Genomic DNA, 10,694 nt, shown 5'->3' with positions numbered 1-10,694 from the left:
CCGAGCGGTTCCGGCGTGCGCCTCGTGCGCCGGAACTGCCCGGGTCTACAGGGATCAACATCCACCACCTGTCTCAGACAGGTTGACAACTACCGAATTTGCCGTAGCGGATAGCGAATCTTGTAGCGGATGCACTGGTGGCGAACAGTTCGGCCGGCGACTATCCCGAGGGCAACCTCGGCTGCTCCTCGTGTCGTGACCGGTGCAGGACCTCCATGAGCTCGTGTTCGAGCGCCACGAACTCGCTCGACACGCACGTCTCCAGGGTTCGAGGTCGGGGCAGGTGCACACGCACCTCGTGCTGCACCCGCGTCGGTCGCGGACCGAGGACGACGACCCGATCGGACAGCAACACCGCCTCGCGGACGTCGTGCGTCACCATCAGCACCGTCCACCGATGCTGCTGCCACACCTGCTGCAACCACAGTTGCATCTCGGTGCGGGTCAGCGAATCGAGTGCGCCGAACGGCTCGTCGAGCAGGAGCACGTCGCGCCCCTGCAGCACCGTGCGTGCGAGCGACGCGCGTTGACGCATACCGCCCGACAGTTGGTGCGGGGCAGCGTCCTCGAAGCCGGCCAGGCCGAAGGTCGGCAGCAGTTCGCGGGCGCGGGCACGAGCGTCGGATCGCTGTACACCCTGCACCTCGAGCCCGAGTGTGCAGTTGTCGAGCACCGTCCGCCACGGGAACAGCAGGTCCTTCTGCGGCATCAGCGCGACCTGCCCGGGTGCCGCGGGGGAGTCGCCGACGAGAACCTCTCCGGTGTCGGGTTGCTCGAGTCCCGCGACGATCGAGAACAGCGTCGACTTGCCGCACCCACTCGGCCCGATGAGGGACACGAACTCGCCGGGCTCCACAGCACAGTCGATGCCGTCGATCACCGCCCGGTCGCCGTACGACTTGTGGACCGAGGCCACCGTCACCGCATTCATCTCTCACCCCTCGTGAGCGCCCACGGCGCGACCATCCGTTCGACGACGAACGTCAGCGCGTACAGCAGGAGTGACAGAGCAGCGGTCACCACTACGGCAGCGAGCACGAGATCGGTGCGGAACGAGTTCTTCTGCGTGCTCATGTAGATGCCCAGACCGGATGTCGCGCCGACGTATTCGGCGAACACCGCACCCACGACGGCGTAGGTGATGCCGATCCGCAGGGCGGTGAAGAAGCGGGGGAGCGCGGATGGCAGGCGCACGTAACGGAACTGCTGCCACCGCGACGCGCCCATACTGCGTAGCAACGCGCCCGCCTCCCGGTCGGCCGCCGCGAACCCTTCGAGCAGCCCGATCGTGACGGGGAAGAACGTCACCAGCGCGATGACGAGGATCTTCGGTAGCAGTCCGAAACCGAACCAGATGATCATCAACGGCGCGATCGCGATGATCGGCAGGGTCTGCGACACCACGAACAACGGCACGAGGGCCCGCCGCAACCAAGGCGAGAAGTCTACGACGATCGCGAGGGCCCACGCCAGTGCCAGCGACACGGCGAACCCGACCATCGTGACCTGCAGAGTGGACCAGGCGTGCCCGGCGATGTCGACGCGATGAGACCACCCCTGCGTGAGAACGCGTGCGGGGGAGGGCAACACCTGCGGGCGGACACCGCTCACCACGACGTACGACTGCCAGATCGCGACCAGAGCCCCGGCGATGAGCAGCGCGGGAAGGAGCCGACGTGCGCGGCCGATGCTATCGGTCTTCGAGGTAGTCATCGGTGACATAGGTCGACCAGTCCGGCTCGGTCGTCAACGGGCTGCCGTCGGGTCCGGACAGCACGCCGTTCTCGTACAGGAACTGGGCATAGGCCGACCATTTCCCGGCGTCGAGGACTCCGACGGCGCCGGAGGCGTCACGCATGTACTCGGCGGCGAGCATGCGCTGGCTCTCGTAGACGAGTTCCTCGTCGGGGAAGGCCCCGGGGTTCGCCTCGAGCAGAGCCCGGGCTCCACGATCGGGGTCGTCGGCGGCGATCCGGTAACCCTGGTGCAGCGCCTGCACGAAAGCGCGTGCCTGCTCCGGGTTCTCCGTCATCCAGTCCTCGTTGCCGTCGACGACGATCGCGTACGCGTCGGGGAAGCCGTAGTCGGTGAAGCCGAAGTACCGCATGGGCAGGCCGCGGTGCTCGGCCTCGAGACCCTCCCACGCCAGGTATGACACGGTGAAGTCGGCGGTCGACGAGTAGACGGCCTCGTACGACGACGTCCCGAGCGTCACGTTCTCGAACTCACCGCGACCACCGTCGTTGCGGATCACTTCGGCGAGCATCTCGTCCTCACCAGGGTTGGCGAAGCCCGCGAAGGTCTTGCCGTCGAGATCCGCCGGTCGCGTGATCTCGGCGTTGTCGGCCCGCACGGCGATCCCCGTCGCCCAGTGCTGCAGCGGTGCGAGGACCGCGACGGTCCGGGACCCGGCGGCTCTGGCGATGGTCGATGTGGCGTGCGTGGAGATTCCGAACTCGGCGCTACCCGCGTCGACGAGGGTGTCGGGGGTCGCGTTGTTGTACGGCAGGATCTCGACGTCGAGACCCGCATCGGCGAACAGACCTTCCTGCTGCGCCACGTACAGGCCGGTGTGATTGGTGTTGGGCGTCCAGTCCAACGCGAATCGGATGGTGTCGCTCCCGGAATCGGACGAGCACCCGACGACCGCGGAGAGTGCGGCGACGAGGGTGAGCAGTCCGGCGAGAGTCCGCCGCGCCTTCACTGCGCGGGCAGGGGACGGATCGATGTGGGTACAGGCGTGGTCATGTCGGGACATCCCTTCGTCAGCATTACCTGGTCAGGTTCGACGGGTGTGATCTCAGCCCCGCTCGTGCGGAGCACCCCGTGTCACGGGCGACCCTAGCACCATGCCCTCCTGGAGCCGCCGGGACGGGAGCAGAACGGAAGATGTGACCCGAAGTTACGGAAATGCCCAGGTCGGGATGTCACCCTCACATTTCACCCGCAACGGAAGGATCGAAGATCCCGACTCTTCGAGTGATGGTCCCTGCCACCTCCCCCGAACGGCAGGGACCGTCGCTCTGCGCATGTCTCTCCCTTGCGCGGACGATGAAGGGCCGTCGGTGAACTCCGACGGGTCCGTTCTTCTGTTGTTTCCGTAGACCCGACTCCCGCAACGGTGTTCAATACGCACGAACCGATCGGGGGATGGGATGCGCGCAATGATGGGTGCCGCGATGGCTGCGGCGGTGATGGGAAGTGCCCTGACGGCATCGGTGGTGTCGGCGGAGACGAGCGGACGCACCGAAATGCCGTATGACTCGTCGGCGCCGCTGGCCGGCGAGGTGCTCGGGTCCGTGGTGTCGATACCCGCACCGCTGCCGGCGGAAGCGGGACCGCGACCCGCCGCGTGCGACCGGTTGTCGTATCTGCGGTGGCGGTCGGCCGACGGACCGGAGAGTTCGGCCGACGCCGACCGGATCCTCGTCGCCCAGCCCGGGATCTTCGAGGGAGCGGGCACGTTCGAGAGCGTCGCGCGCAACACCGTCATCGCGGCCCCGGCCCGTGGTGCCCACGTCGAGTTCTGGGCACTCGACCGGCGATCGAACTGCCTCGAGGACCACACCGGTACCCGGGCGGCACTGCGGACGGGTTCGCTCGGCACCGCGACCGACTACTACTTCCGCGGTGCCGAAGTGGACGGGCGACGATTCGCCGGCCACGCGAGCGGCGCCGACGTCGCGTGGCTCTCGCATGTCGGCATCGAGCAGACGCTGCGCGACCAGTACGACCTGCTGCGTCACGAACTCTCCGACCCGGAACTGCGGAAACGGAAAGTGTTGTGCGGCGGACATTCTCTCGGTGGTTTCCTCACCGGCTACTTCGCGGAATGGGACTTCGACGGAGATCCCGCCACCACGGGCGACGCCGGTTACAAACCAGTGCGGCGGGTACTTTGCGCTCGATACGGTGATCGAGGCGGGAGCGCCCTCCCCCGGGCAGAGTGCCCTCCCGGATCTGCCCGAAGCGGTCTCGGCGCCAGTCGATGCGTTCTTCGGCTCCATCTCGACGGCATCGCCGGTGCTGGCACTTCCCACGGTCATCAATCCCGAGACGACGAATCTGCTCGCACTCACCGGACTCGCCGCGCGACTGGACCCGGACAGCACCGACGGCATTGTCCCGCGCATGCCCGACAACCCGAACATCGACTGGACGTTGCGCACTCTGTTGTCGGGGGACTACGCGATGTTCGCGACGGGCGACCCGGATGTGCGGACGTTGAACGCGACCAACGAGGCGGTGCTCGGCGCGATCCTCGACGACAATTCGCAACCGCTGGGGTTCCTGCAGGTGAGCGTCGGATTCATTACCGGGGCGCCCGTGCGCGACAAGCTGTTTCCTGTTCCCGCCACTCCGGAGGTGCTCGGGTCGGGATTCTTCGGCGATGCGCTCAAGGCGTCGCCGGCGGTGTTCGCGGATCCGGGAGTCGTCTACCGGTGGCTCGACTACGACGAGGTGGGCACTGGGGCGTCGTCACCCGACGAGGCGCGGTACACCGATCGGGGGAGCGAGGTGACGTCGATCGCGGAGCTGGCGCGGAATCTGTCGGAGCCACCACTGGATTTCACCGAGTGGTACTTCCCGTCGAGGCTTCCGTTCGACCTCGTATCGGCGACCCGCTTCGAAGGGCATCTCCACCGCGACGGTGTCGCGCGCAATCCTGTGGTGACGCTGGTGGCGAGCGGCGGGATCCCGTTGCCGGAGACGGATCATCCGAACGAACGCAGGTGGGTGCTGCCCGGATACAAGCACATCGATGTACTCACTGCGGCCTCCGATCAGAACGACGGGCGGCCCGAGCAGGTATCGCAGACGCTCGCCGACTTCGCAGCCGAACGAGTCGGTAGCTTCACAGTCGGGTGATGCGGATCAGGCGCCGCGCGCGGAGAAGATCGAGGTGTAGTCGTGGGGACCGCCCACTTCGGCGACAGCGGTGACGGGTTCGGTCTCGGCGTCGGTCTCCGGAGTGGTGGGCGCGAGGAAGAGGGGTCCGTCGAATTCTTTGTTCTGGCTCATGGCCGTCCTTTCGGGTGCGGCCGGGTAGACCCCGGCCGTGGGGCAGTGCGAAGAAGAGGGGCCGCGGTACACGCGGCGGGGAACTCTCACGTCCGGTTCGGAACCTTCGGGCACTGTGGTGCGAGGTTGCTCATCATGTGCGAGCCGAACGATGTCTCCACCCTACACCAGAAGGGTCGCGCGACGTTTGACCGGCGAGTCGCGTGGGAAGACACTCGGCATGGCTACCTACAGAGTGATCGACCCGACCGGGAACGTCGTGGATACCAAGGAAATCGAGAGCGCGGACGACGCGCACGCCTGGTTCGTCGACCAGCGCGCCGACAACAGCGAACTCGGCTGGCGTATGGAGGCGCAGAACGAGCAGGACGGTACCTGGCACTTCTTCGACGACACCGAAGGCACCTCCTCGAAGTAGTCCCGGCAGCACCCCGTGAGAGCGGGGTGCTGCACGCACCGACACAGCGCGGTGCCGGTAGTCGTAACTACCGGCACCGCGCAGTTCAAGGGCTACTTCTTGAAAGCGTCCTTGACGTTCTCGACGGCATCCGAGACCTTGTCGCCTGCCTGCTTCAGACCGCTGGAGGCCTGGTCGCCGCGACCCTCGGCTTCGAGATCACGATCGCCGGTCGCCCGACCGGTGTTCTCCTTGATCTTGCCGCCCGCTTCTTCTGCCTTGTGCTTTGCCTTATCGACGAAGTCCGCCATGGGGTCCTCCTGTGTCATCGAACGTTGCTCTGACGGAGTACCCCACCCGAACAGCCTGAAACCGAACACGACCGGCTCGTCCGTGTCAGACTTCGACACAGACAGCCAGGAGGAGACCGATGTCGCATCCCACCAACTCCGGTCCCGAGAACGACGACCCGATCGGGGACGCGCCCGACGCCGATCCCGAACTCGTCCGCGACGGGCCGGTGCAGCGCCGGCGTTCGGCGGGTGCGGTGATCGCAGCCGTCGCGGTGATCGTCGTGCTGCTCGTAGTTTTCCTCTGAACAGAGCCGTTCACCGAGCAACGCGGGGTTCACAACCAGTCGCGGCGCTTGAAGAGCACGTAGAGAACGATCGCCGACACGACCATGATCCCGACCCCACTCATCAGTCCCCAGGCCTCGCCTACTCCGGGATAGGGCACGTTCATGCCGTACCAACCGGTGACGGCCGTGGGGACGGCGATGATCGCGGCCCATCCCGTCAGTTTCTTCATGACGATGTTCAGGCGCGCGTCCTGCAGCGACAGGTTCGTCTCGAAGACGGTGTTCACCATCTCGCGCAGTGAATCGGTCCACTCCGCAGCACGCATCACGTGGTCGTAGAGGTCGTTGTAGGAACTGTCGAGTTCGGGGTGGTGGTTGCTCTCGGCGCGGGTCCGCAGGACGGCATTGACGACCTCGCGCATCGGCAGCACGACCCGCCGGAGCTGTACGAGTTCCTTGCGGAGCCGGTAGACGCGTCGCAGGATCTGCCGGGTGGAGGCGCCGTCCTCGAAGAGGCAGTCCTCGAGGTCCTCGGCGGCATCGTCGAGTTCCTGGATGGTCTCGAACTGCCCGTCGACGACCGTGTCGAGCAGGCCGTGGATCAGCGCACCCGGTCCGTACTGCAGCAGGTCGGTGTTCTCGTCCCACCTGCGCACCGCCTCGTCGATGTCGAAGGGAGTGCCGCGGCGAACGGTGACGACGCCGCGGGGCAGGACGAAGGCGGAGATCCGGGTGGTGCGGAGCCGGGACTCGTGCGCCTGATTCTCGTCCTCGGAATCCGGAAACAGGTGTGTCGCGTAGACCGTGAGGAAGGTATGGGTGGCGTAGCGGGTGGCCTTCGTGCGCTCGCCGTGTGCGAGCGAATCCTCGACGGCGTGCGGGTCGAGGTTCCATTCCTCGGCGAGTTCGAGCAGAGCCGTGTGCTCGGGATTCCACAGATCCACCCAGACGAGGGCCTCGGGATCGGCGAGATGCTCCGAGACGGCTGAGAGCGGGAAACCTTCGTCGACGAGTTTCCCGTGGGCCCACCGCCGGGTCCGGATGGAGTTGTCGTATCGGTCCGTCACCTCGGCAGTGTCCCCGAAATCGGCGGGCTTCACACCACGTTCCTGTCACGACCGGGCTCACACGACAGGACGATGCTCGGTGTCCACCAATCGCAGCACCTCGTCGACGAACCCGAGGTCGATCCGTGGCCGATCGTCAGGCCGCAGACCCTGTTGGATCCGTACCCGCATCGAGGTGAGCGTGGCGATCACGTGTGGCCCGCCGTCGGTCAGATAGCGCACCATTCCGCGCGCCGCGCAGGCGTCGACCACGACGGCCAGGGTCTCCTCGGCCTCCTCGATGCGTCCGGCCGCGTGCAGGCAGGAGGCGAGCAGACGGTGGGCCTGCAGGTGGGCGCGGGGACGCGAGGTGGTGCGCTGTACCCACATCCGCGCCCATCCGACGGCCTGTTCCGCCGCCTCGGGCTCCCCGTTCTCGCTGAGCAGCCGGATTGCGGTGGAGTCCTCGATCTGGAGGGTGATCTCGACGGTTCCGTCGGGGTGGGGTGTAGTGTTCTCCGGCATCGTGCGCGTCGAGTGGCCTGGAGTGGCGATTCCGAGCCGGACCCGTTCGTTCTCGATGCGTGCCCGCAGGCGCGGCAGGTCGTGCAGCGCCGCGACCCGCAGTCCTTCGGCGAGCAGGGCGACGGCTTCCTCCCGGTTGCCCTGCAACATCTTCAGGCGCGCAGCGGTACCGAAGCGAGCGATGAGGAAATCCGTTCCACCGCCTTCTATTCCGAGCAGGTTGCTCTCGTCGAGCAGTGCTTCGGCCTCGGCGGTTCGTCCCTGTTCGTAGAGCAGCTCTCCGAGCATGGCAGCGGCGAGACGCCCTCCGTGGGTGTGGATTCCACCGTTTCGTCGCGCTCGGCGCAGCGCTGTGCGGAAGTACTTCTCGGCCGAGGCGACGTCGAGTCGTTCGTTCGCGGCGATGCCGCACAGGCACTGACCGTAGATCGACGCGAACGGTCCGCGGGTCTCGCGGTGGTGGGGCTCCGCCCATTCCTGCCGCCGGATCGCTGAGGTGAAGTCGAAGCGGAAGATGTCGGCGTACGAGGCGAAGTCGGCTGCGGCCGCCACCACCCACGGGTGCACGGAGGTCGGATTCTCCAGGCACGGCGCGATGAGTTCGTAGATGCCGTCGATGCGGTCGGAGTTCATCAGGATCGACGCCTCGACGGCATCCGCCTCGATGTGGAGTGCTTCGACGTCGTAGCTGTCCGTCACCCCACGGTCGAGCAATTCCCGTACTGCCGCGAGGGTTCTGCGGCATCGGTCCAACCGCAGCAGCGCACTGTTCGCCCAGGCCTGCGTGAGCAGCAGGCGCGGATCGTTTGCGACGGCCCGCGGCGGCAGTTTGTCGATCAGGGCGAGCAGCGTGGCGATGTGCCCGTGCTCCATCAGGTACATGCCGTCGTCGGCGAGCAGGTCGACGGCGAAGTCGGTGTCGTTGGCGGCGAGGGCGTGGTCGACGGCCTCCTGCAGCATGCGGTTGCGGGCGAACCAGTCGGCGGCGGTGCGATTCAGGTCCGCGACCTTCTCGGGATGGTCGCGTTCGAGACGTCGACGCAGGAAGTCGAGGAACAGGTGGTGATAGCGGAACCACACGCGTTCGTCGTCGACGTGCCGCAGGAACAGGGCGCGTTCCTCCGCCTCTTCGAGCATCGCCTGGCTGCGCGGATCGCCCGTGAGCGCCGCGGCAAGGCTGCCGCTGATCGATTCGGTGATGCTCGTCGCGAGGAGGAATTCGTACATCCGGGGTTCGAGACCGGCCAGCACGTTGTCGGCGAGGAACTCACCGATCGCGTGGTGCCGACCGGTGATGTTCTCGATGAGCCACGACGGATCGTCGCTGTCGCGCAACGACAACGACGCGAGCTGCAGGGCTGCGGCCCAGCCCTCCGTGGTACGGGTGAGATCCTCTACGTCCTCGGGGCCGAGGTCTATCCCGCCGATGTCGCGCAAGAAGGCGTTCGATTCGTCCACCCCGAACCGCAATGCCGTCGAATCGACCTCGACCAGCTCGTCGCGAACACGCATGCGGCTGAGCGGAAGTCCGGATCGGTTGCGGCTCGTCACCACGAGCTGCAGGTGATGGCATCCGCGGTCGAGCAGGAACTCGAGGGCAGCGACGGTCTCCGTCGACGTGACGCGGTGCCAGTCGTCGATCACCAGCGTCGCCGCGGTGTCGGTGCGGTGCAACTCGTCGATGAGCGTGCACAGTACGTACCGTTCGGCCTCGTCGCCGTGCGCGTCGAGGATCTGGCCCAGTTCGCGCGCGAGGACCGGCCGGATCTGCTTCGTGGCCTCGACGAGGTGCGCGAGGAACCACAGGACGTTGTTGTCGTCGCTGTCCACCGTCAACCACGCGACCGGCACTCCTCGGCGGCGAGTACGTTGCGCCACTGCGTCGCGAGGGTGGACTTACCGAAGCCGGTGGGGGCGTGGATGGCGACGAGACGGCGTCGTCCGCCTGCCCGCAGGAACGAGATCAGACGGCTGCGTTCGATCAGGGGACGTGAGGTCGAGGGCGGCCGGAACCTGGTCGACGGTGCGGTGGACGGACCGGTGCGTCCCGAGACCGTGGACGACCGGCGGGAAACCGTCGAGGCCGGTCCGGTGAGCGGTGGCGCCGAACGCGGCGGGAGCGGGCCGGACGGCGGTGACCCGGGCAGCGCCATCTCGTCGATGGGCAGGTTGTGGGCGCGCTCGACGTCGCGGAGCAGGCCGCCGAACCCGGCGGCCGTCTGCGGCCGGTCCTCGGCATCGGTCGCCATGCCGCGCTCGAGGGCCTCGCACACGTCGTCGGGGATGCCCTCGCCGCGCAGGTCGGGGACGGGCTCGGAGGTGATGCGCACGAACTGCGCGACGATCTTCTCGCCCTCCTTCCGCTCGAAGGCGGCGTGACCGGTGATCGCCGCGAACAGGGTCGCGGAGAGGCCGTAGACGTCGGCGGCCGGAGTCGGGGCATGACCGCGCAGCACCTCCGGTGCCGTGAACGCGGGGGAACCGGTGATCTCACCGGCAGTGGTGCGGAAGCCGCCGCCGACGCGGGCGATACCGAAATCCGTCAGCTGCGGTTCGCCGTACTCGGTGAGCAGGATGTTGCCGGGCTTGATGTCGCGGTGCAGGACGTCGGAACGATGCGTCGTCTCGAGTGCACCGGCGACCTTCACCCCGATCCGGACCGCCTCCGGCCAGGCGATCGGTCCGTGCCGCCGGATGCGGGTGTCGAGAGAGTCGTGCGGGTGATAGTGCATCACCAGATAGGGCAGGCCCGTGTCCGTCGCGCCGGCCTGCAGCACGGTGACGATGTTGGGGTGGCCGGAGAGCCGCCCCATCGCGCGTTGCTCGCGTAGGAAGCGTTCGAGATCGGCGGGTTCGGGGGAGCGGCGCAGCACTTTCACCGCGACGTCGCGGTCGAGTTCGGCCTGCCGGCAGCGGTAGACCACACCGAAGCCGCCGCGGCCGATCTCCACGGCGTCGGTGAAACCGGCATCGTGCAGCGCGCGCACGATGCCCGTCTCTGCGACGTCGACAATCGGCGCGCGCTGAGTGGCGGCCGGATCGTTCTCGGTCATCGGCGCAATCACCTCGGGAAGCCGTTTCCCCAGGATAGTCTCGAAATGTGCACGCCCGCCGCAGATCGTGC

Annotated in this window: 9 protein-coding genes, 1 pseudogene and 1 riboswitch; of the genes and pseudogenes, 3 read left to right on the top strand and 7 right to left on the bottom strand. The window is 67.1% G+C overall.

All coding sequences use genetic code 11. The annotated features are described in order from the left end of the window. Positions 1–160: 160 nt before the first annotated feature. The 3 genes from ACQR3U_RS21105 to ACQR3U_RS21095 all read right to left on the bottom strand — a co-directional run bounded on the left by ACQR3U_RS21105 (position 161) and on the right by ACQR3U_RS21095 (position 2,758). A complete protein-coding gene (locus tag ACQR3U_RS21105; RefSeq protein WP_230811369.1) occupies positions 161–931 on the bottom strand; it encodes an ABC transporter ATP-binding protein in 771 nt (256 codons plus the stop codon). Next, complete coding sequence (locus tag ACQR3U_RS21100) at positions 928–1,713, bottom strand: ABC transporter permease (RefSeq protein ID WP_230811370.1); 786 nt, start codon at positions 1,711–1,713, stop codon at positions 928–930. Before ACQR3U_RS21100 ends, ACQR3U_RS21105 begins: the two co-directional genes overlap by 4 nt. Next, the gene (locus tag ACQR3U_RS21095; RefSeq protein WP_269066016.1) at positions 1,691–2,758 is read right to left on the bottom strand and encodes an ABC transporter substrate-binding protein; all 1,068 of its coding nucleotides are present in this window, start codon (positions 2,756–2,758) and stop codon (positions 1,691–1,693) included. The genes ACQR3U_RS21100 and ACQR3U_RS21095 overlap by 23 nt, the downstream gene beginning before the upstream one ends. Further along, positions 2,741–2,837, bottom strand: a riboswitch (TPP riboswitch). (Overlaps the previous gene by 18 nt.) A 1,075-nt stretch (positions 2,838–3,912) precedes the next feature. On the opposite strand from ACQR3U_RS21095, the gene ACQR3U_RS21090 reads away from it, so the two are divergent. Then, positions 3,913–4,869 carry a hypothetical protein gene (locus tag ACQR3U_RS21090; protein ID WP_230811371.1) on the top strand — a complete coding sequence of 319 codons (957 nt, stop codon included), beginning with the start codon at positions 3,913–3,915 and terminating at the stop codon, positions 4,867–4,869. Between the two features lie 6 nt (positions 4,870–4,875). Here the strand turns inward: ACQR3U_RS21090 and ACQR3U_RS21085 are convergent, their stop codons facing one another. After that, a complete protein-coding gene (locus ACQR3U_RS21085) occupies positions 4,876–5,022 on the bottom strand; it encodes a hypothetical protein (protein ID WP_162836409.1) in 147 nt (48 codons plus the stop codon). Between the two features lie 220 nt (positions 5,023–5,242). Between ACQR3U_RS21085 and ACQR3U_RS21080 the strand changes: the two genes are divergently transcribed. Continuing rightward, a complete protein-coding gene (locus tag ACQR3U_RS21080; protein WP_006553868.1) occupies positions 5,243–5,440 on the top strand; it encodes a hypothetical protein in 198 nt (65 codons plus the stop codon). Between the two features lie 92 nt (positions 5,441–5,532). On the opposite strand, the gene ACQR3U_RS21075 is transcribed toward ACQR3U_RS21080, so the two are convergent. After that, positions 5,533–5,730 carry a CsbD family protein gene (locus tag ACQR3U_RS21075; RefSeq protein WP_230811372.1) on the bottom strand — a complete coding sequence of 66 codons (198 nt, stop codon included), beginning with the start codon at positions 5,728–5,730 and terminating at the stop codon, positions 5,533–5,535. A gap of 119 nt (positions 5,731–5,849) precedes the next feature. Between ACQR3U_RS21075 and ACQR3U_RS21070 the strand changes: the two genes are divergently transcribed. After that, positions 5,850–6,017: a hypothetical protein gene (locus ACQR3U_RS21070; protein WP_230811373.1), complete on the top strand. Its 168-nt coding sequence runs from the start codon at positions 5,850–5,852 to the stop codon at positions 6,015–6,017. Positions 6,018–6,046: 29 nt separating this feature from the next. On the opposite strand, the gene ACQR3U_RS21065 is transcribed toward ACQR3U_RS21070, so the two are convergent. Continuing rightward, positions 6,047–7,066, bottom strand: coding sequence for a magnesium transporter CorA family protein (locus ACQR3U_RS21065; RefSeq protein ID WP_230811374.1), 1,020 nt, complete (start codon positions 7,064–7,066; stop codon positions 6,047–6,049). A 57-nt stretch (positions 7,067–7,123) separates the two neighbouring features. Continuing rightward, positions 7,124–10,623 (bottom strand): annotated as a pseudogene (locus ACQR3U_RS21060) (protein kinase domain-containing protein). Between the last annotated feature and the right edge of the window lie 71 nt (positions 10,624–10,694).

This window comes from Rhodococcus sp. IEGM1339 (genome assembly GCF_050321925.1).
Classification (GTDB): domain Bacteria; phylum Actinomycetota; class Actinomycetes; order Mycobacteriales; family Mycobacteriaceae; genus Rhodococcus; species Rhodococcus pyridinivorans.
The sequence above is the reverse complement of the archived record's forward strand: the minus strand, read 5'-3'. Positions and strand labels throughout refer to the sequence as shown.

Excerpts from the sequence above, each read along its gene's own strand:
- ACQR3U_RS21105 (WP_230811369.1), bottom strand. The coding sequence starts at position 931 with ATGAATGCGGTGACGGTGGCCTCGGTCCACAAGTCGTACGGCGACCGG.
- ACQR3U_RS21100 (WP_230811370.1), bottom strand. The coding sequence starts at position 1,713 with ATGACTACCTCGAAGACCGATAGCATCGGCCGCGCACGTCGGCTCCTT.
- ACQR3U_RS21095 (WP_269066016.1), bottom strand. The coding sequence starts at position 2,758 with ATGTCCCGACATGACCACGCCTGTACCCACATCGATCCGTCCCCTGCC.
- ACQR3U_RS21085 (WP_162836409.1), bottom strand. The coding sequence starts at position 5,022 with ATGAGCCAGAACAAAGAATTCGACGGACCCCTCTTCCTCGCGCCCACC.
- ACQR3U_RS21080 (WP_006553868.1), top strand. The coding sequence starts at position 5,243 with ATGGCTACCTACAGAGTGATCGACCCGACCGGGAACGTCGTGGATACC.
- ACQR3U_RS21075 (WP_230811372.1), bottom strand. The coding sequence starts at position 5,730 with ATGGCGGACTTCGTCGATAAGGCAAAGCACAAGGCAGAAGAAGCGGGC.
- ACQR3U_RS21070 (WP_230811373.1), top strand. The coding sequence starts at position 5,850 with ATGTCGCATCCCACCAACTCCGGTCCCGAGAACGACGACCCGATCGGG.